Raw genomic sequence first — 24,368 nt, 5'->3', positions numbered from 1 at the left:
TGTCGCCTATCAGGGTGGCGTGGGCCGTCCTCCTCTTCCCCGGGCCCCGCCGCGCCGGTCAGGGTGGTCGGGACAGCGCAGCGCGCCACGACATGGCGCGGCGCACGACCACGGGGGTTGATCCACCATGCGTACGACCATGCGCAAGAACCGCACGACCGCTCTCGCCGCAGGCCTGGCCGTCACCGCACTCACCGCGTTCATCCCGCAGGCGCTCGCCCAGGACCGTTCCCGGGAGAGCGTGAACCCGGCCTCGGACGTCCGGCTCGGCACCTGCGAGGCGGGGCGGCTCTGCCTCTGGAAGAAGCCCGACTTCGCCGGCGCCCGCCAGACGTACGAGCTCTCCACCGTCGACATCGAGAGCTGCACCCCGCTCCCCAAGGGCGGCGACGCCCAGTCCCTCGCCAACCGCACCGGGCGGCCTGTCACCACCTACCAGTCGGCCGAATGCCGGGAGACGGGCGAGTTCGAGACGTACCCGGGCGGCGGGACCTGGCTGCCCCGCTCCCCGTACCAGGTGCGGGCCTTCAAGATCTGGGAGAACTAGAAGCCTGGGTGTGCCGAAGGGCGGCGACGCACCCGCGTCACCGCCCCTCGGACCCGTACAGCAGCTCTACGGCTACGCGTCGCCGCCCGCCGCGCCCGGATCGGCCGCGGCCACGTCCAGGAGGTCGTAGCGGTCCAGCGCCGTCTTCAGGGCCGACCGGTCGATCTTCCCCTCCTTCGCGAGCTCGGTGAGCACCGCGAGGACGATCGACTGCGCGTCGATGTGGAAGAACCGGCGGGCCGCACCACGGGTGTCGGCGAAGCCGAAGCCGTCCGCGCCCAGCGACTGGTACGCACCGGGCACCCAGCGCGCGATCTGGTCCGGCACCGAACGCATCCAGTCCGAGACCGCCACGAACGGGCCCTCGGCCCCTTCGAGCTTCTTCGTCACGTACGGGACGCGCTGCTCCTCCTCCGGGTGGAGCAGGTTGTACCGCTCCACGTCCACGGCCTCGCGCCGCAGCTCGTTCCAGGAGGTGGCCGACCAGACGTCCGCCTTGACGTTCCACTCCTCGGCGAGGATCTTCTGCGCCTCGACGGCCCACGGGACCGCCACACCGGACGCCAGGATCTGCGCCGGGATCTCGCCCGCCTCGCCCTGCTTGAAGCGGTAGACACCCTTGAGGATGCCGTCCACGTCGACGTTCTCGGGCTCGGCCGGGTGCTGGATCGGCTCGTTGTAGACGGTGAGGTAGTAGAAGACGTCCTCGTTGGCCTCGCCGTACATCCGGCGGAGCCCGTCCTGCATGATGTGCGCGATCTCGTACCCGAAGGCCGGGTCGTAGGCGACACAGCCCGGGTTGGTCGAGGCGAGCAGCTGCGAGTGGCCGTCCGCGTGCTGGAGCCCCTCACCGGTCAGCGTCGTACGCCCGGCGGTCGCGCCCAGCACGAAACCGCGCGAGAGCTGGTCGGCCATCTGCCAGAACTGGTCACCGGTGCGCTGGAACCCGAACATCGAGTAGAAGACGTACACCGGGATCAGCGGCTCGCCGTGCGTCGCGTACGCCGAACCGGCGGCGATCAGCGAGGCGGTACAGCCCGCCTCGGAGATGCCGTCGTGCAGCATCTGGCCCGTCGGCGACTCCTTGTACGCGAGCAGCAGATCGCGGTCCACCGCCTCGTACTGCTGGCCAAGCGGGTTGTAGATCTTCGCGCTCGGGAAGAACGCGTCCATGCCGAACGTGCGGTACTCGTCGGGGGCGATCAGCACGAACCGCTTGCCGATCTCCTTGTCCCGCATGAGGTCCTTCAGGATGCGGACGAACGCCATGGTGGTGGCGATCGACTGCGTACCCGAACCCTTCTTCGCAGCCGCGTACGTCTTCTCCTCGGGCTGCGGCAGGGGCTTCGCACGCACCACCCGGGTCGGCACATAGCCGCCCAGACTGTTGCGGCGGTCGTGCATGTACTGGATCTCCTCCGAGTCGCGGCCCGGGTGGTAGTAGGGCGGGTAGCCCTCGTCCAGCTGCTTGTCGGTGATCGGGATGTGCAGCCGGTCGCGGAACCGCTTGAGGTCCTCGACCGTGAGCTTCTTCATCTGGTGGGTCGCGTTGCGGCCCTCGAAGTTCGGCCCCAGCGTCCAGCCCTTGACCGTCTGCGCGAGGATCACGGTCGGCTGGCCCTTGTGCGCCTTGGCCGCCGCGTAGGCCGCGTAGACCTTCTTGTGGTCGTGCCCGCCGCGCCCCAGGTGCAGGATCTGCTGGTCGGTCATGTCCTTGACCATGTCGCGCAGCCGCGGGTCGTCACCGAAGAAGTGCTCGCGGATGTACGAGCCGGTCTCGGTGGCGTACGTCTGGAACTGGCCGTCCGGCGTGGTGTTCAGCTTGTTGACCAGGATGCCCGTGCGGTCCTGCGCCAGCAGCGGGTCCCAGGAGCGGTCCCAGACCAGTTTGATGACGTTCCAGCCGGCGCCCCGGAACTGCGACTCCAGCTCCTGGATGATCTTGCCGTTGCCGCGGACCGGGCCGTCCAGCCGCTGGAGGTTGCAGTTGACGACGAAGGTCAGGTTGTCCAGGCCCTCACGGGCGGCGATGGAGAGCTGCCCCAGCGACTCCGGCTCGTCCATCTCGCCGTCGCCCAGATAGGCCCACACATGCGACTTGGAGGTGTCGGCGATGCCGCGCGCCTCCATGTAGCGGTTCATCCGCGCCTGGTAGATCGCGCCGAGCGGGCCGAGGCCCATCGAGACGGTCGGGAACTCCCAGAAGTCCGGCATCAGCCGCGGGTGCGGGTAGCTGGAGAGCCCGTTGGGCGCCTTCGACTTCTCCTGGCGGAAGGCGTCCAGCTGGGCCTCGCTCAGCCGGTCCAGCAGGAACGCCCGGGCGTAGATCCCGGGGGACGCGTGCCCCTGGAAGAAGATCTGGTCGCCGCCGTCGCCCTGGTCCTTGCCGCGGAAGAAGTGGTTGAAGCCCACGTCGTACAGCGAGGCTGAGGAGGCGAAGGTGGCGATGTGGCCGCCGACACCGATCCCGGGGCGCTGCGCCCGCGAGACCATCACGGCCGCGTTCCAGCGGGTCGCGTTGAGGACCTTGCGCTCGATCTCCTCGTCGCCGGGGAAGAACGGCTCGTCCTTCGTGGCGATCGTGTTCACGTAGTCCGTGCTGCGCATCTCCGGCACCGCGACACGCTTCTCACGCGCGCGTTCGATGAGCCGGAGCATCAGGTAGCGGGCCCGCTCACGGCCTCGCTCGTCGACGGCGGCGTCGAGGGAGTCGAGCCATTCCTGGGTCTCCTCCGGATCAAAATCCGGGACCTGGCTCGGAAGGCCGCCAATGATGATCGGGTTGCGATCGGATCCGGAAGCCACACTGTTCCTTCGCTGTTCGGTGGTGCTCTGCGGGGTCTGTTACGGGGAACGTACCCCCGGGACAACTGTGTGCGCGCCGCCTCCATCGTGCTACCGCGAGGGCCCGAACGTCATCTCTACCGTGGGGTAACCCCGAGGTTCCGAAATTTCTCCGGCGGGGCACGAGTATGGGCAGTACGCGGCGGGGTACGGGCAAACCGCAACCTTACGCCCAAGCCGTCCAAGCGTTCCCAAAGGCCGTTCGAATCCGATTGGCGGAGCGAAACGGCATAAGCTGAGGAAGGACGTAAACGGATGGGGTGACCTTGCGGAACCCCGGAGGGACCGGCCCAGGCCCCGGGAGAGAGCTGCCGGAGCCTGCGGTGACGTGGCAGGGAACGTCACCGTTTAGGCGGTCTCGTACGCCGGGTACTTGCGCGATTCGCCGGGCCCGTGTGGACTACGGCCTACGCCCCGCGCACGCGCGTGGCTGCAGCATTTTCCGAAGACATGATCAGGAGGCAACCCGTGAGCGCGACCGCGGACCACGCGGAGGAGCGGACCAACCCGGCGACACGCCTGGGGTTCGAGCCCGGACAGGTGGTCCAGGAGATCGGCTACGACGACGACGTCGAGCTGGAGCTCCGTGAGGGCATTGAGGCCATTACCGGCCAGGAACTCGTCGACGAGGAGTATGACGATGTCGCAGACGTCGTCGTCCTCTGGTTCCGCGACGAGGACGGCGACCTTACGGACGCGCTGGTGGATGCCATTGGTCTGCTCGAGGACGGCGGTACGGTCTGGCTGATGACGCCGAAGACCGGCCGTGACGGCTACGTCGAACCGAGCGACATCAATGAGGCTGCCCAGACGGCCGGTCTCGCCCAGACCAAGAGCATCAGCGCGGGCAAGGACTGGACGGGCAGCCGTCTGGTCACCCCCAAGGGGGCCAAGGCCAAGCGCTGAACCACTCGCTACACCACCCGGGGCCCCCGATGGCGCTTACGCGCTGCCGGGGGCCTTCGTACGTGCTCCGCCGGCCGTGCGTAGGGTGGGAGTCACCCGGACGGCCGGACCCACCCGTACGAGTACGGAGAGGTGCGGAGGCGGGCCGGGGAAGTGAGAAGCGGCGGAAGGGATACCTGTTCCATGGCGATCGAGGTCGGCACCGAGGCCCCCGATTTTGAACTCAAGGACAACCACGGGCGGACCGTCCGGCTCTCGGACTTCCGGGGCGAGAAGAACGTGGTGCTGCTCTTCTACCCGTTCGCCTTCACCGGCGTCTGCACGGGTGAGCTGTGCGCGCTCCGCGACGAGCTGCCCCGCTTCGAGAACGACGACACCCAGTTGCTCGCCGTCTCCAACGACTCCATCCACACCCTGCGCGTCTTCGCCGAGCAGGAGGGCCTGGAGTATCCGCTGCTCTCCGACTTCTGGCCGCACGGGCAGGCCTCGCGCGCCTACGGGGTCTTCGACGAGGACAAGGGCTGCGCGGTGCGCGGCACCTTCATCATCGACAAGGCCGGCACCGTCCGCTGGAGCGTCGTCAACGGCCTGCCGGACGCGCGTGACCTGAACGACTACGTCAAGGCGCTCGAAGCGCTCTGAGACGATCTCCTGGTGGCGCCCCGCCAAAAGCCTGTTTTGGCCGGGAACCGGTCACTAGGATCCAATCGTTGATCCGATGCCAACGAACGACGGGGACGCTGGTGTCTGCCGGCCCCTGAGAAAACTACTGGAGGACTCGTGGGAGTCAGCCTCAGCAAGGGCGGCAACGTCTCGCTGACCAAGGCCGCGCCCAACCTGACCGCGGTCATCGTCGGTCTGGGCTGGGACGCCCGCACCACCACCGGCGGCGACTTCGACCTCGACGCCAGCGCGCTGCTGACGAACGTCGAGGGCAAGGTCGCGGCGGACGGCAATTTCGTCTTCTTCAACAACCTGAAGAGCCCCGACGGCTCCGTCGAGCACACCGGGGACAACACCACCGGTGAGGGCGAGGGCGACGACGAGGTCATCAAGGTGAACCTCGCCGGTGTCCCGGCCGACGTCGACAAGATCGTCTTCCCGGTCTCGATCTACGAGGCCGAGACCCGTCAGCAGAGCTTCGGCCAGGTCCGCAACGCGTACATCCGCGTGGTGAACCAGGCCGACAACAGCGAGCTCGCCCGCTACGACCTGAGCGAGGACGCCTCGACGGAGACCGCGATGGTCTTCGGCGAGCTCTACCGCAACGGTGCGGAGTGGAAGTTCCGCGCCATCGGCCAGGGCTACGCCTCGGGCCTGCGCGGCATCGCGCAGGACTTCGGCGTCAACGTCTGAGGACACGCAGGACCGGGCGCGTCGGCCTCCGGGGCCGTCCCGTCCCAGCACGACCGGGGGCGGCGACGTCCGAGGGCGTCACGCCCAGCACGACCGGGCGCACGCAGCGCCCGCGCACCACTCGTCCGGCGCCGCATCCTGTGCGGCGCCGGACGCGCTCAACCGGGCGCTTTCGGACGCCCGAGCACGGGCGCCCGAAAGCGCCCGGCAGCGTTTCCACGACTCGGGGAGGACACACATGGGCGTCACGCTCGCCAAGGGAGGCAATGTCTCCCTCTCCAAGGTCGCACCCAACCTCACCCAGGTGCTGGTCGGGCTCGGCTGGGACGCACGCTCCACCACCGGAGCCGATTTCGACCTCGACGCCAGCGCGCTGCTGTGCCAGTCGGGCCGGGTGCTCGGTGACGAGTGGTTCGTCTTCTACAACAATCTCACCAGTCCCGACGGCTCCGTGGAGCACACCGGTGACAACCTGACGGGTGAGGGCGAGGGCGACGACGAGTCGGTCATCGTCCGACTCGACCAGGTCCCCGCCCACTGCGACAAGATCGTCTTTCCGGTCTCCATCCATGAGGCGGAGAACCGGGGCCAGGCGTTCGGCCAGGTCAGCAACGCCTTCATCCGGGTGGTCAACCAGGCCGACGGCCAGGAGCTGGCGCGCTACGACCTCAGTGAGGACGCCTCCACGGAGACCGCGATGATCTTCGGCGAGCTCTACCGCTACCAGGGCGAGTGGAAATTCCGTGCAGTAGGCCAGGGGTACGCGTCGGGGCTGCGCGGCATCGCTCTAGACTTCGGCGTCAACGTTTCGTAACGCCGCGCACGGCGCGGGGAGCCCCGTACACACCGGGGGAGATCCTCACATAACACGATGGGGTAGCAGTGGTTCTGAAAACCTTCGGCTGGTCGTTCGCGGTCACCGCGCTCGGCCTGGTCGCAGCCTTCTTCTACGGGGGGTGGCAAGCCTTCGGTATCGTCGCGATCCTGACGATCCTGGAGATCTCGCTCTCCTTCGACAACGCGGTGATCAACGCCGGAATCCTGAAGAAGATGAATGCCTTCTGGCAGAAAATCTTCCTCACCGTCGGCATCCTCATCGCCGTGTTCGGTATGCGGCTGGTGTTCCCCGTCGTGATCGTGGCCGTGAGCGCCCAGCTCGGGCCCATCGAGGCCATCGACCTCTCCTTCAACGACCCCGACAGGTACAAGGAACTGGTGACGGACGCCCATCCGGCGATCGCCGCCTTCGGTGGCATGTTCCTGTTGATGATCTTCCTCGACTTCATCTTCGAGGACCGTGACATCCAGTGGCTCCGCTGGATCGAGCGCCCGCTCGCCAAGCTCGGCAAGGTCGACATGCTGTCGGTCTGCGTCGCGCTCGTCGTGCTGCTGATCACCGCCCTGACCTTCGCGACCCAGGCCCACCAGCACGGTGGCGCGCACGTGGACAAGGCGTCGACCGTCATGCTCTCGGGGATCGCGGGTCTGATCACCTACCTCGTCGTCGGCGGGCTCTCCGGATTCTTCGAGGGCAAGCTCGAAGAGGAGGAGGAGCGCGAGCACGAGGCCGAGGAAGAGGCCAGGAAGAAGGGCAAGCCCGTCACCGGGGTCGCCCTGGCCGGAAAGGCCGCGTTCTTCCTCTTCCTCTACCTGGAAGTCCTGGACGCCTCCTTCTCGTTCGACGGCGTCATCGGCGCCTTCGCCATCACCAACGAGATCGTGCTGATGGCCCTCGGCCTCGGTATCGGCGCCATGTACGTCCGTTCGCTCACCGTCTACCTGGTCCGCCAGGGCACGCTGGACGACTACGTCTACCTGGAGCACGGCGCGCACTACGCGATCGGCGCGCTCTCGGTCATCCTGCTGGTCACCATCCGGTACGAGATCAACGAGATCATCACCGGCCTGATCGGCGTCGTCCTCATCGCCCTCTCCTTCTGGTCCTCGGTCCGCCGCAACCGGGCCATCGCCGCGTCGGGCGGAGGCGACGGGGACACCGGAGGAAGTCCGGGTTCCAAGGCCGAAGTCCACTCCGGGGTGTGACCCGGTAGGGATTGAGGAACGCTCTCTGCGGGGCGGCCCACACGGCGACGGCTCTCCGGGACTCTCCCGGACCCGGCCCGGCGGCCGCCCCGCAGTGGTGTGCGGGCCCGTGACAGCGGGCGACAGGGCGACAGCGCGAACAGGTGGGGGTTGGGATGGGATTCTTCGACGGCCTGTGGCCGGGGCGCGCGGCACAGTTCGACTCGGGCAACGGCACATCGAGTGCCATCGTGCTGTCGAAACGCAATGCCACGGTCTCGCTCAGCAAACAGGGCGCCCTCTCGGGCAACCTCAGGGTCAATCTGTCCTGGCGGATGCGCACCTCGGACATCGAGGGCCGCTCGCGCCAGAGCGGCCGGCTGCGGCGCCCCCTCAAGCTCTTCCAGCCGGAGGTGGTCCAGGCGCACACCCAGGGCGTCGTCAACGTCGACCTGGACCTCGGCTGCATGTACGAGCTGACGGACGGTACCAAGGGGGTCGTGCAGCCCCTGGGCAACCTGCTCGGCGATCTGAACGGCCCGCCCTACATCAGGCTCAGCGGGGACGACCGCTTCGGCGCTCCTTCGGGGGAGACGGTGTACGTCAACCTCGACCAGCGCGACCAGTTCAAGCGGCTGCTGTTCTTCGTCTACATCTACGACCGGACGCCCGCGTTCGACCGTACGCACGCCAAGATCACTCTCTACCCGGGCAACGGGCCCCGGGTCGAGATCGAACTGGACGAGCGCGCGCCGCAGGCCCGTTCCTGTGCGGTGTTCACCATGGAGAACATCAAGGACGAGCTGATCGTGCGGCGCGAGGTGAAGTTCGTCTACGGATTCCAGTCCGAGCTGGACCGGCTCTACGGCTACGGCATGCAGTGGGGGCGGGGCTACAAGTCCCGGACCTGAGCGCCCGGGTTCCGGACCGCTGCGGTCGTGGCTCAGGCCGTCAGGACCACCGGAACTTCCAGGACCACCGGGACCCTCAGGACCGGGTCAGGCTTCAGGACCGGATGAACTGCGGGCCCTGCGGAGGCAGGACGAAGTGCGGGTCGGGCGCGTGGGCGGCGGCCGCCGCGGGCTGCGGATAGCCGTACGCGGGCGGCGCACCGGCCCCCTGCGGATAGCCGTACGCGGGCTGCGGCGCGGGTGCGGCGGGCACCGGAGGTACGGCCGGGGGCGCGACGGGCGGCGGGTAGCCGTAGGCGGGCTGCCGGTGCAGGACCGTGGCCTGGGAGTCGGGGCCCGGCGCGGAAGCGGCGTGGGCGGGCGCGGCGGCATCAGGGGCGGCGTGCGCGGGCTCGGTGACGGCGTGCGCGGGCGCCTGTGCGGCCGCGGCCGGCTCCTCCGCCGTACCCCCGTTTCCGTTCCCGGCCCCGTCCCCGGACTCCGAATCGTCGACGGAGATCCCGAAGGCGGTGGCGAGACCGATCAGCCCGGTCGGATAGCCCTGGCCGACCGCCCGGAACTTCCACCCCTCACCGCGCCGGTAGAGCTCCCCGCAGATGATCGCGGTCTCCTCCCCGGTCTCCGGCCGCACATCGAAGACGGCCAGCGGCTCCCCGTCGGCGAACGCGGCATCGAAGAGGAGTATCCGCAGGTCCGGCACCTGCTGGAAGGCGTCGCCGTCGGACGAGGCGGCGATGACCACCTGGTCCACCGATGCGTCGAGGCCGCCGAGATCCGCCTCGATCGTGTCCGTGAGCCCCTCGGCGACACTGCGCTTCGGCAGCCGCCGGACCAGGCCGGAGGGGTGGCGCGGCTGGTTGTAGAAGACGAAGTCCTCGTCGGACCGCACACGGCCGGAGGAACCGAGCAGCAGGGCGGAGGCGTCCACATCGGGAACGCCGGCGCCCGGGGTCCAGCGCAGCACGGCCCGTACGGCCACGGCGTCGACCGGGACGTTCGAGCCCTTCAGCATCGTGTGCGTCATGGGCGTCATCCTGCCTGCTGGCAGCACGGGCGGACAACGCGGGGGCGGCAAAGACCTGGCCTGTCGCGTCTGTGCCGGGCCGGAGAGGGGGAAGGAGGAGGGCCGAACGGTAGCGCGAGAAGTGGCCTGGTGAAGGGTGGGTAACCGGAAATTCATGTACATCGGGAACTGTTGACACTCGTCCGTACGTACTATTACCGGCCATACGTTGTCCGGCCCGTCAGGCAGTTCGGGGGAAACTCATGCGTCACTTCGGGTATATGTCGCCCGCTGCCCGGGAGGGCCTGTTCTTCCGGGAGCCGTGTGAGTTCGACGCGGCCTCGCCCGCGAGCCTGCTCTCCGTCGCCCTGGGCGCCACGCTCTACTCCCCGGCGACCCGGACCACCCTGGCCGACGACGTGCTGAAGCAGGCCAGGCGCGGCGTCGTCTCCATGGTGCTGTGCCTGGAGGATTCGATCGACGACGCCGAGGTGGTCGGCGCCGAGGCCAACCTGGTCAGGCAGTTCGCGGCACTCGCGGAACGGGAGGCGGCGGGCGCCGCGCTGCCGCTCCTGTTCGTCCGGGTCCGCGAACCGGGCCAGATCACCGACCTGGTCCAACGGCTCGGCGCCTCGGTCCGGACATTGTCCGGTTTTGTACTTCCCAAATTCACCGAAGAGCGCGGGTCCCTCTTTCTGGAGGCCCTGGCGGAGGCCGAAGCGGCCTCCGGGCAACGGCTGTTCGCCATGCCCGTCCTCGAATCGCCCGAGCTGCTCCATCTGGAGACGCGCGGTGAGGTCCTCCAGGGAATCGCGCGCTCCGTCGACAAGTACCGGGACCGGGTGCTCGCCCTGCGGCTCGGCGTCACCGACTTCTGCTCGGCCTACGGACTGCGCCGCGCGCCCGACATGACGGCGTACGACGTCCAGATCGTCGGCTCCGTCATCGCCGACGTGGTCAACGTGCTGGGCCGGGCCGACAACACCGGCTTCACGATCACCGGCCCGGTGTGGGAGTACTTCCGCCGCCAGGAGCGCATGTTCAAGCCCCAGCTGCGCCGCAGCCCCTTCCTGGAGGGCAGCGCCGAGGAGCTGCGTACGGCACTGATCGAACACGACCTGGACGGCCTGCTGCGGGAGATCGAACTCGACCGGGCCAACGGCCTGCTCGGCAAGACCTGCATCCACCCGTCGCATGTGGCACCCGTCCACGCACTGTCCGTGGTCAGCCACGAGGAGTTCACCGACGCGCAGGACATCCTGCGGCCCGAGCGCGGGGGCGGCGGGGTGCTGCGCTCGGCGTATACGAACAAGATGAACGAAGTGAAGCCCCACCGGGCCTGGGCCGAGCGCACGCTCCGGCGGGCCGAGGTCTTCGGGGTGGCGAGCGAGGACGTCGGCTTCGTGGACCTCCTGGCCGCCGGCCTGACGAAGTGAGCGCGCGCAGGTGAGTGAACAAGGTGAGCGCGCGTCGGTGAACGGGCGAAGTGAGCGCGTATCGATGAGCGGGCGCGCGAGGAGAGAAGAGGCCGTGGACGTGGTGTGGTCGGGCGACTGGGTGGCCGAGCGGCTGGGAGTGGCCCTGGAGGGCGACGGGGAGCTCCAGCAGCTGCTGGGCCTCGCCCTGCGGCGTAACCCCAAGCGGGCCCACCTGCTCGTCTCCAACGTGCTGGGCAAGCATGTGCCCCAGAAGCCCTCCGTCGTGTACGGAGTCGGGTACGGGCTCGGCGAGCGCGTACGGGCGCTCCTCGGCGAGCAGGACGCCCGCCGCGCGGTCGTCCTCGGGTACGCGGAGACGGCCACCGGCCTCGGCCACGCCGTCGCGGACGGCCTGCGGGACGCCCCGTACCTCCACTCCACCCGGCGGCCCGTCGCGGGCGTCGCGCAGGCGGGCGGCTTCGAGGAGGCCCACTCGCACGCCACCTCGCACCTGCTGCTGCCGGAGGACCCGGAGCTGCTGGCGGGGGGAGCGGAGGCGTCCACTCTCGTGCTGGTCGACGACGAGTTCTCCACCGGCAACACCGTGCTCAACACCATCCGCGCGCTCCACGAAACGCACCCGCGCGAGCGGTACGTCATCGTCGCGCTGGTCGACATGCGCTCGGCGGACGACCGCGACCGGCTGACCGCCTTCGCCGCCGAGATCGGCGCCCGCGTCGACCTGGTGACCCGCTCCTCGGGCACGGTCACACTCCCCGAAGGCGTACTGGAACGGGGTCAGGCCCTGGTCGCGGCCCAGGAGGCGGAGCAGGCGGACCAAGCCGACGAGGCCGTCGACGAAGGTGCCGCCCCCGTCACCCGGGTCGGCCTGGACTGGCCGGCGGAGGTCCCCGACGGCGGCCGGCACGGCTTCACCCCGGCGCACCGGGCGGCGCTCGAAGCGGCGCTCCCGGGCATGGCGGAGCGGATCGCGGACGCGCTGGACAGCAACGTCCGCCGGGTGCTCGTCCTCGGCTTCGAAGAGCTGATGTACGCGCCGCTGCGCCTGGGCACCGCCCTGGAGGCGGTGCTCGGAGCCGACGCCGAGGTCCGCTACTCCACCACCACCCGCTCGCCCGTCCTCGCCGTCGACGACCCCGGCTACGCGATACGCACCCGCCTGGTCTTCCCGGCCCACGACGACCCGGCGGACGGGTCCGGCGACCGGTACGCGTACAACGTGGCGGGAGCGGGGTTCGACGCGGTGGTCGCCGTCGTCGACTCCATCGCCGACACCCCCGAACTCCACGCCCCCGACGGACTGCTGGCCCGCCTGGCGGCCCACACCGGCCAGGTCCTCCTCGCGGTCGTCCCCTCGTACACCCCCGCACCCGTTCCCCACCGGCAGGAGCCCGCCGTGCTGCCCGAGCCCCTCCGAGGCCCCGACTTCTCCAGTTACGCCCCCGAGGACGTCGGCTGGCTGCTCCAGGACCTCTCGGACACCGAGCTGGAGGCGCCCACCGAGGAGCGCGAAGAGGCGATCCAGAGCGGCGGCGCGCACTACGCGGAGTCGCTGCCCGTGGAGTACCAGCCGAGCGCCGAGTACCAGGCCCTGTTCACGGCCGCGCTGGACGCCTCCGCCGCGCGCATCGCCCGCGCGGTGGGCACCGTCACCGAGACGGTCCTCGCCGAACGCGGCCCGCGCCCGGTCCTCGTCTCGCTCGCCCGCGCCGGAACGCCCGTCGGGGTGCTGATGCGCCACTGGGCCCGCCACCGGCACGGCCTGGACCTGCCGCACTACGCCATCTCCATCGTCCGGGGCCGGGGCATCGACGCCACCGCCCTGCGCTGGCTCGCCGCCCACCACGACCCGGCCGACGTGGTGTTCGTCGACGGCTGGACGGGGAAGGGCGCGATCACCCGCGAACTGGCGGCGGCCATCGCCGAGTTCGAGGCATCGGGCGGACCTGCCGGCTTCGACCCGGAGATCGCGGTGCTCGCCGACCCGGGCGGCTGCGTCCGTACGTACGGCACCCGCGAGGACTTCCTGATCCCCTCGGCCTGCCTCAACTCCACGGTCTCCGGCCTCATTTCCCGTACGGTGCTCCGCGCCGACCTCGTCGGCCCCGACGACTTCCACGGCGGGAAGTTCTACCGCGAGCTGGCGGACTCCGACGTCTCCGGCGACTTCCTGGCCGCGGTCGGGGCGCGCTTCGACGAGGTGGCGGAACAGGTGGAGGCGGAGACCAAGGAGTTGCTCGCCGCCGACCGGGCCCCGACCTGGGAGGGCTGGGCCGCCGTGGAGCGGATCAGCGAGGAGTACGGCATCCACGACGTCAACCTGGTCAAGCCGGGCGTCGGCGAGACCACCCGGGTCCTGCTCCGCCGGGTCCCCTGGAAGATCCTCGCCAAGCGCGGCGCGGGCGCGGACCTGACCCACATCCGGCTGCTGGCCGAACAGCGCGGCGTCCCGGTGGAGGAGGTCGACGACCTCCCGTACAGCTGTGTCGGTCTGATCCACCCCCGCTTCACCCGGGGCGCGACGGGCGCGGACGGCAGGGCGGTGCAGGGCGCATGAGCACCGCTTCACCGACGGCCTCGCCGGTCACGCTGGTGGCGAGCGACCTCGACCGCACGCTCATCTACTCGGCGGCCGCACTGGACCTGTCGATGCCGGACGCGGAGGCGCCCCGGCTCCTCTGCGTCGAGGTGTACGGCCACAAGCCCCTCTCGTACATGACGGAGACGGCCGCCGCCCTCCTCACCGAGGTGGCCGGCTCCACGGTCTTCGTCCCCACCACCACCCGCACCCGCGAGCAGTACCACCGCATCCACCTCCCCGGCCCCGCCCCCCGGTACGCGATCTGCGCCAACGGCGGGCACATCCTGGTCGACGGGGTATCCGACCGGGACTGGCAGCAGCAGGTCGAGGCGCGCATCGCGGACGAGTGCGCCCCCCTCACCGAGATCCGCGCCCACCTCGCGACCAACGCCGACCCGGCCTGGCTCCTCAAGGAGCGGGTCGCCGAGAACCTCTTCGCCTACCTGGTCGTCGAACGCTCCCTGCTCCCCGAGGAGTGGGTGAAGGAGCTGGCGGTCTGGGCGCAGGAGCGCGGCTGGACGGTCTCGCTCCAGGGCCGCAAGATCTACGCCGTCCCCGTGCCGCTCACCAAGAGCGCCGCGATGAACGAGGTGGCCCGCCGCTCCGGCGCCACCCGCACCCTCGCCGCCGGGGACTCCCTCCTCGACGCGGACCTGCTGCTCGCCGCCGACCTCGGCTGGCGCCCCGGCCACGGCGAACTGGCCGAGAACGACTGGCGGGCCCCGCACGTCGTGGCGCTGGAGGAGCGGGGCGGGGCGGCGGGGGAGGAGATCCTGCGCCGGTTCCTGGCGGCTTCGGCTGCCTGAGTGCGGCTGCGTGAATTCGGCTGCGCGAGGGGACGGGCTGGGGAAGGCTGGGAGCATGACCAAGGGCAACGAGACCACGATCACTCCCGAGCTGTACGCGTACATGCTGGCCCACAACCCGCCGCTGGACCCGGTCCAGCGGGGGCTGGTGGAGACCACGTACGCGAAGTTCCCCGACCACGCGGGCATGGTGTCGGCCGAGGAGCAGGCCCCGCTGCTCGCCTTCCTCGTCCGGCTGGTGGGGGCCCGGCACGTGGTGGAGGTCGGCACGTTCACCGGGTTCAGCGCGCTGGCGATGGCCCAGGCGCTGCCCGCCGACGGAACGCTGATCGCCTGCGACATCTCGGAGGAGTGGACGGCGTACGGCCGTGAGGCGTGGGAGAAGGCGGGCGTCGCGGACCGGATCGACCTGCGCATCGCCCCGGCCCTGGACACCCTGCGCGCGATGCCCGCCGAGCCGCACATCGACTTCGCCTACCTGGACGCGGACAAGGGCGGCTACATCGGGTACTGGGAGGAGCTGGTGCCCCGGATGCGGCAGGGCGGCGTGATCGCCGTGGACAACGTGCTCTTCCACGGCGGTGTCACGGATCCGCAGGCGACCGGGTCGGCGGCGGCGATCAAGGAGTTCAACGACCATGTGAGCGCCGACGCCCGGATGGACAGCGTGCTGCTGGCGGTGGCGGACGGACTGACGCTCGCGCGCAAGAAGTAGCGCGCGAGCCTTTCACTGACCGCGCTCTGCTTACGCGCTCCGCCTACGTGGCCGTGGGCTCAGCCGCAGCAACCGCCGCCGCAGCAGCCTCCGCCCCCACCGCCGGACGGTGCGGGTGCGGACGCGGCGGCGCCGCCCACGGCCACGGCGGAGAGCAGCTTGACGGTGTCGTCGTGACCGGCGGGGCAGGAGGCCGGGTCCGAGGACTGGGCCATGGGACGGCTGAGTTCGAACGTGTCTCCGCAGGTACGGCAGCGGAATTCATAGCGAGGCATGGCCTCAGGCTAGAGCCATCGCGGCCCGGCGGCTACGGCCACCTGAGCAGCGGGGCTCGGGCCAGGGGGAACAGCGTGCCCGCGACCATCCAGGGCAGCGGGCCGCGACCACGTGGGACAGCGCGGCTCCGACTGCCTGGGGCAGCAGGCCGCGACCACGTGGGGCGGCGCGGCTCCGGCCGCGTAGGACAGCGGGCCGCGACCACGGTAGGGCAGCTGAGGCTCCGGCCACCGGGGCAGCGCGGCTCCGGCTACCTGGGGCAGTGGGCCGCGACCACGGCAGGGCAGCTGCTGCTCCGGCCGCCTGGCAGGCCGTGGACTCAGGTCCGGGACTCAGGCGCCGCTGCCGCGTTCCTCGCGGATGTCGGAGACGACCCGGGCGGCGGTCTGCCGTACGGCCTCGGTCTCGGTCAGGAAGTGCCAGTAGTCGGGGTGGCGGCCCTCCAGACCGGCGATGGCGCGGTCCAGCCGCGCCACGGAGTCGTCCAGCGGCCGGGCGTGCCGGGGATCGGGCGTGTGGCGGCCGGCCATGGCGAGGCGCTGTGCGTCCCGTACGGCGAACCGGGTCCGCTCGATCTCCTGCTGCGGGTCCTTCGCCACGGCGTCCAGCCGTTGCAGCCGGTCCCCGGCGGCGGAGACGGCCTCGTCCACCGCGTTGAGCAGGGCGCGGACCGTGGAGAGCCGCGACGTGGCATCCGCCCAGCGCTGCTCGTCCCGGGCCTTCGCCGCCTCCGCGAGCTTCACCTCGGCCTGCCGCACGTTGACGGCGGCCTGCTCCGGCACCTGCTGGAGGTCCTGCCAGCAGGCGGCCGAGAAGCGCCGCCGCAGCTCGCTGAGGACCGGCTCCACCGAGCCCGCCCGCGTCGTCAGGGCCTGGGCGCGGGTCCGCAGCGACACCAGCCGCCGGTCGATCTCGGCGGCCCGCTCCGGCAGCCGCTCCGCCTCCGTCCGCAGGGCCTCCGCATCGCGCAGGACCACGTCGGCCCGCTGGAGGGTCTCGGCGACGCCGTGCTTTCCCGCGCCCTGGTTCAGCTTGGTCAGCTCCGGGGCGAGGGCGGCGAGCCGGGCCGCCAGCTCATCGGCGCGCAGCCCCGCCGCCCGTACGGCATCGAGTGCGTTGCTCGCCCCGAGCAGCGCCTGCCGGGCCCGCTCCACGGCGGGGGCCAGCCGGGCGAGCTGGGTCTCCGCACTGCCCAGCAACGTCCCGAGCCCCTGCCCGAACCGGTCCAGCTCGCCCTTGACCCGTACGAGATCGTCCTTGGCCCGGGTCAGCTCGGTGCGGGCGCTGGCGGCGACGGAGGGCTCCAGATCGTCCCGGTCCAGATCATGGCTGTCGACGGCGGTGATGTAGGCGTGGCTGACCTCGTCGATCCGCCGCCCCAGCGCGGCGAAGTCCTCGGCCGCCTTGCGGCCGCGCGGGGAGTTGTCGACGGCGTTGATCGTCTCGATGGAGATCTTGAGGTCACGCTGGGCGGTGTCCAGCTCGTAGAAGGCTTCGGCGGCCGCGTCCCTTGCTGCCTGGGCCTCGGCCCGCTGGCTCTCCCCACGCCCGCCGAACCACCGCCGCGTACCGCCCCCGGCGAAGGCGGCGGGCAGCGTGGCGGCGAGCAGGGGCACGGGCAGCAGCGCGAGGGCCAGAACGTCCCGGAACCCCCGGCCCGCCTGCCGCCTGCCCCGGGCCTGCCGCTCGCCCCCGCCTCGTTCGCCCTGTCCGTCCCGGGCACCGGAAACGCTCTCGACGGCGGAACTCCCACCCGCTCCTGCTTCTGGCCGCGTGTGTGTCGCCGTCACATCCCTCTCCCGTGCTGTTCCGCCCCTGCCGGTACATTCTCCCACCAGGTAAGGACGAACACACGGGCCCGTTAGTTCGCGGTTCGAACCTTCACTTCCCCGTTGTCGCTGCGGGCCTTCACCACATGGGTGCTGGCGTCGCTCCGCGGCACCCCGATGCTGACGCTCCCGTTGTCGGCGCTCGCGTTCACGGCGTACTCTTGTCCGCCCTGCGGCAGATCGATGACGATGCTCCCGTTGTCGCTGACGGTGTTCACCAGATCGGGCACGCCGCTGAACCCCAGCCGGATCTCCCCGTTGTCCGCGCGGGCCACCACGGACTTGGTGTCTATCCGCTCGGCGAGGACGGACCCGTTGTCGCTCTTGAGGTCCAGCGGCCCGCCCGAATCCCGGACGACGATGTCGCCGTTGTCGGCGGAGAGCCGCAGCGGGGTGTCGAACCCGGCCGCGCTGACCCGGCCGTTGCCCGCGTCGGCCTTCACGGTCACGCCGCGGGGCACCTTCACCTCATGGCGCGCGGCACAGTTGTTGATCATGGCGTCGCACTTCACCCGGAGCGTCAGGGTGTCGTTCTCCATCTTCCAGACGGGATCGGGCCCGCTCCCCAGCACGACCCACCCGTCGACCTGCCGCGCGACCTCGACCTCGTCCACATCGGCCGGCACGAGGGTCACGGTCGAGTCCTCGGCGTCGATGGTCAGCGTCTTCCCCGCCAACGCGAACGACTTGCGCTCCACGGGCGCGTCATCGACATCGGCGCTGCCGCACCCGGTGAGACCGAGAGCGAGCAGCGCGGCCCCGCTCCCCACGGCGAGCACCCGGCCGGGGGCCCTGCGGCGCTTGCGGGTCGGTGCGCTGGTACGGATGTCCACGATGATCGGTCCCCCAGGAAATACAGCCGGACGGTGCCACCGGTCGTCGCTGCCGGTGTACCGCAAACCGTATGCACCGGGGCGGGGGCAGGGGCATCCGGACGGCTACCGTCTCCGGGGTGGGGTTAACCCCCGCCTCGCCCCGGCGCTCGCGGGCCCGGGCCGCCCCGATCGGTTCCTCATCGGGTTCCCCAGCGGTTCCCGATCCGGTTTATGACCAGGGGGTCCGGCCCATGTACGCTGTTGCCTCATCCACGGGTGCGTAGCTCAGGGGTAGAGCGCTGCTCTTACAAAGCAGATGTCGGCGGTTCGAAACCGTCCGCGCCCACCAGCACAAAGACCCCCAGCCGATCATGGCTGGGGGTCTTTGACATCCACCTCTGACATCAACGGGCGCGGTCACCCACGGTCGGGCCGCTGCCGCCTCAGCATGCGGTCGAGGTGACTCACGGCCTCGCGCTGCGTGTCCTGGACGACGTGGGCATAGATGTTCATCGTCACTGCGATCTGACTGTGCCCGAGGATCTCCATCACGACGCGGGGAGCGACCCCGGCGGCGGTCAGCAGGGTCGCGCAGCCGTGGCGGGCATCGTGCAGCCGGATCACACGAAGCCCTGCGGTCCCGGCGACCCGGGTGAACGAGCGGTACAGGTTGCGCGGCTCAATCGGCCGGCCGGATCGCGTGGTGAAGACGTAGCCCGTCTCCTCCCACTGATCACCGGCAGCCTCCCGCAGGGCCGCTTGCCGCAGACGTTCCCAGCGGAGCGGAGCGACGCACAGGGCAGGCAGGGGAAGCGTCTGCTTCCTGCGGCGTCCCTTGGGATCGTCCTCGTACGCCTCACTGCGGACACGCTGCCGCTGAGTGCGGACCCGGATCTCCCGCTTGTCGAGGTCCACGTTCTCCCATCGAAGGCCGACGATCTCCCCACGGCGGAAGCCGAGCGCGATGGCGAGGACGAAGGCCGCGTAGAGCGGGTCCTTCCGGGCGGCGGTGAGGAAGGTCAAGGTCTCGTCGAGCGACCAGGGGGAGAGGTCTCGCGCTTCTGCCGAGGGCGGTTCCACGAGGGTCGCCACGTTCCGCATGACGAGTTCCTCCCGGCAGGCAGCCGTCAACGCTGTACGCAGGACGCGGTGGGACTCCTTGGCGGTCGCTGCGGTGGTCTGCTGCTCCAGCCGGACCAGGAAGCGCCGGACGTCAGCGACGCTCAACGATTCGAGGCGCTTCGAGCCGAGCATGGGCACGAGGTAGAGGCGGATGTGCGTCTCGTACTTCGCGTAGGTCGTGCGCTTGCGGCGCGGCTTGATGATGTTCTCCAGCCAGTAGGGCAGCCACTCGGCGAGCTTGGCCGACCGCGTGGGCACGGGTACTCCCTGGTCCACCTTGGCGAGCAGGTCACGGCGCTTGGCATCGCATTCGGCCCAGGTCTTGCCGTAGGCGAACTTGCGGGCGCGGGTACCGTCCGGCTGGAGGACGTAGACCGCGGCTTGATAGCGGCCGTCCTTGCGCTTGGTGATGGTGCCCGCGCCGTTGGGGTTGCGCTTGCGCTGGGGAGGCATCAGGCGGCTTCCTCGATCTCGTTGACGATGAAGTCCCGTACGGCGTCGGCGGGGATGCGGCGGGACCGGCCGATGGTGATGGAGGTCAGTCGGCGGGAGCGGATCAGGTCGTAGACGGTGGAGCGTCCGAGCTTCAGCCGCGCCATGACCTCGGGCACGGTGAGGAGTTCGGCGGTGGCGGTGGTCACGGTGCGGCTCCTTCCAGAGCGAGTTGGTCTTGCAGCTCGGCGCGGTGTTCGCGGGCGGTTTCGCGGTTGTGTTGGATGTCGCGGTGGATGTTGGCGGCGAGCCAGGATTCGCCGGGGGTGTGGCCGTTGCCGGCGTAGGCCCAGTGCGCGAGAGTGAGCGTGGTGGCCTCCGGATGGTCGTCCGGGTCGGGGAGGCCGAGGGCGGCGCGTTGTTCGGCGGCGCGGTAGTCGGCGCGGACCTGCCGGAGGGCCCCGAGGGTCGTGGAGTAGGCCCGGGACTTGGTGGAGAAGTGGCCCCGGAAGCCGAGCATGTGGGCCCAGTCGCGGAGCTTGCGTTCCGGGTAGGCGTGGTGCAGGTCGAGGCACGCCTCGATCAGCCGCCGGGGGTGCTCGGGCACGTCGAGGAGGACGAGCGCTTCTTTGTTGCCGACCCGGTGGTCGACGGTCCCGGTGGTCTCGGCCGCCTTGGTGGCGTATTTGGCGACGTAGGAGGCGACGGCCTGTTCGGTGAGGTCCTCACCGTTGCCGAACGCCCCGATGGGCTGCACATCGAGCTGCGTGCCCCACCGCAGCGTCCACCCCTGGGTGATCCCCGCTTCCGGAACGGCCGGCACAACCACTTCGACCCGTGCGGCGGCGGCGCGGATCGCGTCGTCTAGCAGATCGAGGGTGGCCCAGGCCGGGGGCGAGGTGTCCGGCCCCTCGGGTCCGTCGAAGCGGATGACCGCGTGGAAGTGGACGGCTCCGCGCTTCTGGTACTCCGCGACCTTCCCGAAGGACACCTTGGACTGTTCGCGGGCGGCTTTCTGGGTGAGTCCGGCGCGGCGGGCGATTTCGCGGCGGAGGTAGATCGTGAAGTAGCGCCAGAGGTCGGATGCGTGGTTGTTCCACAGCACCGCCCCCGCGTAGTCGTACGTCTCCGGGTCGAGCGGCGTGCCCAGCTCCGGGGCGTCCTCGGTGTGGCGGGTGCCGCAGCGGCAGGTGCGGTTGCCGGGCCGGTTGTGGACCGGGCCGAAGGAGGGGGCTGTCAGGGTGGCGAAGACGCGGGGGTGGTCGCGGATGGTGGTGGGGGTGCCTTTGTCGGGGTCGCCGGTGAGTCCGGCGCGGATGAGGCGGTAGGTGTCGCCTGCGTAGGTCCAGGCGCAGGCGGGGCAGCGGGTGGCGCGGCGGTTGCCGCAGGCGATCCGCAACCGTCCACCCGGTTCGGTGTCGGTGGAGTAGTGGTGCAGCAGGGTGCCGGTTGCCCGGTCGATGGTCTTGCTGGCGCCGGTGAGGTGGATGGGCTGGGAGCAGCCTCCGGTGCGGCGGAGTTGTTCGGTGAGGCGGTCGAAGCCGGGAGACCCGACTACCCGGAGCAGATCGCCCAGGGTGGCCGGGTCCAGGCCCGCCATGGTGGCGGTGTCGCTCACGCGGCCACCTCCAGGGCGGTGGGGGTGAGCACGCTGGTGAGGACGGTGGTGGCCAGGAGCGGGGGAACGGCGTTGCCGACCTGCTCGAACTGCTTGGTCTTGGTTCCCTGGAAGGGGTAGCCGGGCGGGAAGCTCTGGAGTGCGGCGGCTTCGGTGACCGTGATCCGTACGGATTCGGGTGTGTCGGGGCTGCGTGTCCAGGTGATGCGGGCGGAGTTGTGGCCGAAGGCGACGGTCGGGGCGGGCTCGTGGATGCCCCGGACGGTGGCGTTGGGCTGGTTGCCGTTGCGCAGGGCCCACGCGCCCCGTTCCTGCTCTGCCAGGAGTGCGTTGCGGGCTGCGGTGGGGAAGGGTTCGGGACCGCCGCTTTTGCCGCCGCCGGCGGTGACGGTGGGGGCGGTGCGGTCTGTTGCTCCCCAGCCGAGGGCATCGGCCATCGAGACCCAGGGAAGCCGTCCGGGGCCGAAGAGGCTTTCGGGTTCGGCGGTGCGGGCGTGGGTGGCTTCGGGCGGGGTGACGGTGTGGTGGCGGGAGGCCAGGAGGAAGGCGCGGCGGCGGGTCTGGGGGACTCCGTAGTCGGCGGCGTTGAGGATTCCGGCCCAGGTGGAGTATCCGGCGGTCCGCAGGAGTGCGGCGGTGTGGCGGAAGAGGGGCAGGGCTGCCGGGACTTCCTCCAGGGCGACCCATTGCGGGTGGAGGTCCAGCGCGTAGCGCAGGGGTTCGGCGACCAGGAGCGATCGGGGGTCCGAGCACCTGGCCCGGAGGAGGTGGCGGGTGTCCTTTCCTCGGGCGAGGTCGTCCAGGGCCTGGTGGCACAGGTCCATGTCGTCGTGTCCCGCACCGAGGCCGGCCGCGCTGAACGGCTGGCACGGGGCCGACCCGATCAGTCCGGCAATCTTCCCGGCCAGCGGCGCGGTGGGGTAGGCGGCGACATCGGTACGGATTGTGAGGTGACCGGCCGCCTGGCGGGTGGCACAGGCGGCTGCGTCGATCTCCAGCCCGATGTCCCGGACCCCCAGGGCGCGTAATCCCTGGGACCAGCCACCCGGACCGGCGAACAAGTCCAGCACGTGAGCTGAAACGGTACTCATCGGCGTGCACCCCCGTTGCGGTGGGCCGGGCCGTGGTTCGCGGTGTAGCCCTCGACCAGGGCCTTGACCTGGCTGTCCCCGGTGGCGGTGGCCGAGGCCCCGCAGTGGCAGACGGCCGAGCCGGTCGCCGGGGCGTTCGGGGAAGGCTTGCTGACGTGGAGGCCGGGGCGGTCCGGGGTGGGGGTCAGGTCGGCCATGGCGCTCACGCCCCGATCCGCGTGTGGGCGCGGGCGCGGGCGGGGGCGGTGTGGCCGGTGCCGTGGCAGGCGGGGCAGTTCGCGGTGATGGTCTGGCGCTGCCCGTCGGGGGTGCGGGTGCCGGTGGTGATGGTGACGGTGGGGAAGCCGTCGCAGTGGCCGCAGATCGGTCGGGGCAGGGTGTGCTGGGGCATGATGGGATCTCCCTTTCGGGTCCGTTGGATCTGGAAGTGGTGGGCACCCGGGGCGGCGGAAACTTGGCGGTGGAAGCCGCCCCGGGGGCTGTCAGCGGTTGTTCGGGCGGTTGAGCAGCGAGCGCAGGACCACGGCGCACACGGCGACCGAGGCGGCGGTGATCGCGGTCGCCAGGAGCATTGAGACCAGGACCGTCCCGACGACGAGGACCAAGGCGGTCCCGCCGGCGGCGGCGACGAGCAGCGAGCCCGGGGCGAACCGAACAGCCTGACCAGCGGGCGGAGCAGCCGGAACCGGGGCCGGGGTGGTCGGGGTGTGGTGGCAGGTGCAGGCCGGAGGGTGCACGAGGCCGGTGAGCGGCGGGACCAGGGACGTGCCGGGGGTGGGTGCGGTGTCCGGGGGCGGAATCTTCGGGGTGAACACGGGCGGAGCCTCCTGTCAGGGGTTGCAGCGGTGGGTGCGGGCGGCCAGTTCGGCGGCGGCGCGGCCGTCGTAGTCCGCGGAGAAGTCACAGCGGGGCGCGGTGCAGGCTGCGACGTGCTTGGTGCGTCCCCGGCCGTCGTAGTAGGTGCCGACCTGAACGGGACCGAAGCGGACCACGTTCGTGAAGCGATTCGGACGCGGCATGACCAGAACCTCCATATGGGTTAGGCGAGTTGGGCGGCAATGGCGTCAGCGAGGGGCGCGGGGACGCCGAGGCGGGCGCGCAGGGTGTCCGAGTCGATCCGGGCACCGGTCGTGGCGTGGTGGGCGTCGGAGAGCTTCCGGGCGTGGTCGAGCAGCGCTGGCGGAACAGCCGCCGGGGCAGGAGCCGGAACAGGCACCGGGGCGGGGTCGGCGGCCGGTGCCGACGGGAGTTCCGGAGCCGGTTCGGGAGCCCGTTCCACCGTCACCTCCGGGACCGGCTCAGCGGCCGGAGCAGCCAGCGGTGCGGCAGTCGGCGCGGGGTCCGGTTCGGCGGGCGCGGTGGTGGGGGCGTGGACGAGGAGGGTGCCGCCGAGGAAGGCGAGGGCGGGCCAGCCAGCGACGAGGATGCGCAACCAGGCCGGGACGTCGTTGAGGTCGAGGAGCCCGGCGGTGGCGACGTTCGCGCCGAGGGACGCGGCCAGGGCGATGACGAACCACGCCCAGGCGGCCCGGTTGTCGGCGGTGGCACGCATGCGACGCCAGGCCGCGACCAGCAGGAGGTCGACGCTGACGGGGTAGGCCCAGGCTTTCCAGCCATCCTGCCCAGCCGCCTCCGCCAGATCGTGCAGGTGCGCGAAGGACAGGGCACCGGCGATCACAGCTTGGATGAGTACGGCGTCGATTCGGATGCGGGACACAGGGGTTCACCTCCTTTCAGGGGTGGGGCCGGTGCCAGGCGGGGAACAGGGCCGCCGCCCGGCACCGGGGCTCGGGGGTGGTCAGGCGTCGGGGGCGAGGCCGGAGCCGAGGCAGTTGAGGCAGAGGCCGTCCTGCTGGCCGACCGGGCGGCGCTTGCGACCGACGCGGACCGTGGCGGCGACCATCCCGGACCCGTCGCACGGCGAGCAGACAACCGGGGCGGGCGGGGTGTTCTTCGAGGGCTTGGTGGTGGTCCGTTTGGTGGCCATGGCGGTGGTTCCTTCCGGTTCCGGGCATGGGCGGGGTAAGGACCCGGCGCGAAGCAGTCACGCCAACT

Annotated in this window: 26 protein-coding genes and 1 tRNA gene; 12 read left to right on the top strand and 15 right to left on the bottom strand. The window is 70.7% G+C overall.

The genetic code is table 11. The features are described from left to right. Positions 1–127: 127 nt before the first annotated feature. On the top strand, positions 128–547 hold the full coding sequence (locus tag GTY67_RS08530; RefSeq protein WP_161278278.1) for a peptidase inhibitor family I36 protein: 420 nt from the start codon (positions 128–130) through the stop codon (positions 545–547). 72 nt (positions 548–619) lie between these two features. Here the strand turns inward: GTY67_RS08530 and aceE are convergent, their stop codons facing one another. Next, entirely contained in the window at positions 620–3,352 is a 2,733-nt protein-coding gene (gene aceE, locus GTY67_RS08525) for a pyruvate dehydrogenase (acetyl-transferring), homodimeric type (protein WP_093693917.1), read from the bottom strand. A 507-nt stretch (positions 3,353–3,859) separates the two neighbouring features. On the opposite strand from aceE, the gene GTY67_RS08520 reads away from it, so the two are divergent. From GTY67_RS08520 to GTY67_RS08495, 6 genes are all read left to right on the top strand, one after another. After that, on the top strand, positions 3,860–4,297 hold the full coding sequence (locus GTY67_RS08520; RefSeq protein ID WP_093693918.1) for a DUF3052 domain-containing protein: 438 nt from the start codon (positions 3,860–3,862) through the stop codon (positions 4,295–4,297). 183 nt (positions 4,298–4,480) lie between these two features. Continuing rightward, positions 4,481–4,939: a peroxiredoxin gene (locus tag GTY67_RS08515; protein ID WP_093693919.1), complete on the top strand. Its 459-nt coding sequence runs from the start codon at positions 4,481–4,483 to the stop codon at positions 4,937–4,939. A gap of 138 nt (positions 4,940–5,077) precedes the next feature. Then, entirely contained in the window at positions 5,078–5,653 is a 576-nt protein-coding gene (locus GTY67_RS08510; protein WP_093693920.1) for a TerD family protein, read from the top strand. Positions 5,654–5,891: 238 nt separating this feature from the next. Beyond that, the gene (locus GTY67_RS08505; RefSeq protein WP_093693921.1) at positions 5,892–6,467 is read left to right on the top strand and encodes a TerD family protein; all 576 of its coding nucleotides are present in this window, start codon (positions 5,892–5,894) and stop codon (positions 6,465–6,467) included. 68 nt (positions 6,468–6,535) lie between these two features. Continuing rightward, positions 6,536–7,696 carry a DUF475 domain-containing protein gene (locus tag GTY67_RS08500; protein WP_093693922.1) on the top strand — a complete coding sequence of 387 codons (1,161 nt, stop codon included), beginning with the start codon at positions 6,536–6,538 and terminating at the stop codon, positions 7,694–7,696. Positions 7,697–7,851: 155 nt separating this feature from the next. Further along, on the top strand, positions 7,852–8,586 hold the full coding sequence (locus GTY67_RS08495) for a Tellurium resistance (RefSeq protein WP_093693923.1): 735 nt from the start codon (positions 7,852–7,854) through the stop codon (positions 8,584–8,586). 94 nt (positions 8,587–8,680) lie between these two features. Here the strand turns inward: GTY67_RS08495 and GTY67_RS08490 are convergent, their stop codons facing one another. Then, a complete protein-coding gene (locus GTY67_RS08490; RefSeq protein WP_161278277.1) occupies positions 8,681–9,619 on the bottom strand; it encodes a TerD family protein in 939 nt (312 codons plus the stop codon). 233 nt (positions 9,620–9,852) lie between these two features. Between GTY67_RS08490 and GTY67_RS08485 the strand changes: the two genes are divergently transcribed. The 4 genes from GTY67_RS08485 to GTY67_RS08470 all read left to right on the top strand — a co-directional run bounded on the left by GTY67_RS08485 (position 9,853) and on the right by GTY67_RS08470 (position 15,130). Next, entirely contained in the window at positions 9,853–11,025 is a 1,173-nt protein-coding gene (locus tag GTY67_RS08485; RefSeq protein WP_161278276.1) for an HpcH/HpaI aldolase/citrate lyase family protein, read from the top strand. Between the two features lie 64 nt (positions 11,026–11,089). Next, positions 11,090–13,585: a phosphoribosyltransferase gene (locus tag GTY67_RS08480; RefSeq protein WP_161278275.1), complete on the top strand. Its 2,496-nt coding sequence runs from the start codon at positions 11,090–11,092 to the stop codon at positions 13,583–13,585. After that, positions 13,582–14,415 carry an HAD family hydrolase gene (locus GTY67_RS08475; protein WP_161278274.1) on the top strand — a complete coding sequence of 278 codons (834 nt, stop codon included), beginning with the start codon at positions 13,582–13,584 and terminating at the stop codon, positions 14,413–14,415. Before GTY67_RS08480 ends, GTY67_RS08475 begins: the two co-directional genes overlap by 4 nt. Before the next feature lie 55 nt (positions 14,416–14,470). Next, positions 14,471–15,130 carry a class I SAM-dependent methyltransferase gene (locus tag GTY67_RS08470; RefSeq protein WP_093693928.1) on the top strand — a complete coding sequence of 220 codons (660 nt, stop codon included), beginning with the start codon at positions 14,471–14,473 and terminating at the stop codon, positions 15,128–15,130. 59 nt (positions 15,131–15,189) lie between these two features. Here the strand turns inward: GTY67_RS08470 and GTY67_RS08465 are convergent, their stop codons facing one another. The 3 genes from GTY67_RS08465 to GTY67_RS08455 form a co-directional block, all read right to left on the bottom strand. Beyond that, positions 15,190–15,405 (bottom strand): zinc ribbon domain-containing protein, encoded by a 216-nt coding sequence (locus GTY67_RS08465; protein WP_093693929.1) that lies wholly within the window; start codon positions 15,403–15,405, stop codon positions 15,190–15,192. Between the two features lie 333 nt (positions 15,406–15,738). Further along, the gene (locus GTY67_RS08460; RefSeq protein WP_161279998.1) at positions 15,739–17,043 is read right to left on the bottom strand and encodes a hypothetical protein; all 1,305 of its coding nucleotides are present in this window, start codon (positions 17,041–17,043) and stop codon (positions 15,739–15,741) included. 224 nt (positions 17,044–17,267) lie between these two features. Continuing rightward, positions 17,268–18,068 carry a DUF4097 family beta strand repeat-containing protein gene (locus GTY67_RS08455; RefSeq protein WP_161278273.1) on the bottom strand — a complete coding sequence of 267 codons (801 nt, stop codon included), beginning with the start codon at positions 18,066–18,068 and terminating at the stop codon, positions 17,268–17,270. 256 nt (positions 18,069–18,324) lie between these two features. On the opposite strand from GTY67_RS08455, the gene GTY67_RS08450 reads away from it, so the two are divergent. Further along, positions 18,325–18,399 (top strand) — tRNA-Val (locus GTY67_RS08450). Positions 18,400–18,467: 68 nt separating this feature from the next. On the opposite strand, the gene GTY67_RS08445 is transcribed toward GTY67_RS08450, so the two are convergent. The 10 genes from GTY67_RS08445 to GTY67_RS08400 all read right to left on the bottom strand — a co-directional run bounded on the left by GTY67_RS08445 (position 18,468) and on the right by GTY67_RS08400 (position 24,300). Continuing rightward, entirely contained in the window at positions 18,468–19,625 is a 1,158-nt protein-coding gene (locus GTY67_RS08445) for a site-specific integrase (RefSeq protein WP_161278272.1), read from the bottom strand. Then, a complete protein-coding gene (locus tag GTY67_RS08440; protein WP_030075792.1) occupies positions 19,625–19,813 on the bottom strand; it encodes a helix-turn-helix domain-containing protein in 189 nt (62 codons plus the stop codon). The genes GTY67_RS08445 and GTY67_RS08440 overlap by 1 nt, the downstream gene beginning before the upstream one ends. Then, positions 19,810–21,222: a replication initiator protein RepSA gene (gene repSA, locus GTY67_RS08435; protein WP_161278271.1), complete on the bottom strand. Its 1,413-nt coding sequence runs from the start codon at positions 21,220–21,222 to the stop codon at positions 19,810–19,812. Before repSA ends, GTY67_RS08440 begins: the two co-directional genes overlap by 4 nt. Next, complete coding sequence (locus tag GTY67_RS08430) at positions 21,219–22,313, bottom strand: DNA cytosine methyltransferase (RefSeq protein WP_161278270.1); 1,095 nt, start codon at positions 22,311–22,313, stop codon at positions 21,219–21,221. Before GTY67_RS08430 ends, repSA begins: the two co-directional genes overlap by 4 nt. Then, a complete protein-coding gene (locus tag GTY67_RS08425) occupies positions 22,310–22,510 on the bottom strand; it encodes a hypothetical protein (protein WP_161279997.1) in 201 nt (66 codons plus the stop codon). Before GTY67_RS08425 ends, GTY67_RS08430 begins: the two co-directional genes overlap by 4 nt. Before the next feature lie 5 nt (positions 22,511–22,515). Then, positions 22,516–22,704, bottom strand: coding sequence for a hypothetical protein (locus GTY67_RS08420; protein WP_161278269.1), 189 nt, complete (start codon positions 22,702–22,704; stop codon positions 22,516–22,518). Between the two features lie 91 nt (positions 22,705–22,795). After that, the gene (locus GTY67_RS08415; RefSeq protein ID WP_161278268.1) at positions 22,796–23,128 is read right to left on the bottom strand and encodes a SpdD protein; all 333 of its coding nucleotides are present in this window, start codon (positions 23,126–23,128) and stop codon (positions 22,796–22,798) included. 15 nt (positions 23,129–23,143) lie between these two features. Then, positions 23,144–23,332 carry a mobile element transfer protein gene (locus GTY67_RS08410; protein ID WP_161278267.1) on the bottom strand — a complete coding sequence of 63 codons (189 nt, stop codon included), beginning with the start codon at positions 23,330–23,332 and terminating at the stop codon, positions 23,144–23,146. A 20-nt stretch (positions 23,333–23,352) separates the two neighbouring features. After that, positions 23,353–24,030, bottom strand: a complete 678-nt coding sequence (locus tag GTY67_RS08405) for a DUF2637 domain-containing protein (RefSeq protein ID WP_161278266.1) — start codon at positions 24,028–24,030, stop codon at positions 23,353–23,355. A gap of 81 nt (positions 24,031–24,111) precedes the next feature. Then, positions 24,112–24,300 (bottom strand): hypothetical protein, encoded by a 189-nt coding sequence (locus GTY67_RS08400; RefSeq protein WP_161278265.1) that lies wholly within the window; start codon positions 24,298–24,300, stop codon positions 24,112–24,114. Positions 24,301–24,368 lie beyond the last annotated feature (68 nt).

It is taken from the genome of Streptomyces sp. SID8374, assembly GCF_009865135.1.
GTDB lineage: Bacteria > Actinomycetota > Actinomycetes > Streptomycetales > Streptomycetaceae > Streptomyces.
This window is presented reverse-complemented; position numbering and strand designations above follow the sequence as displayed.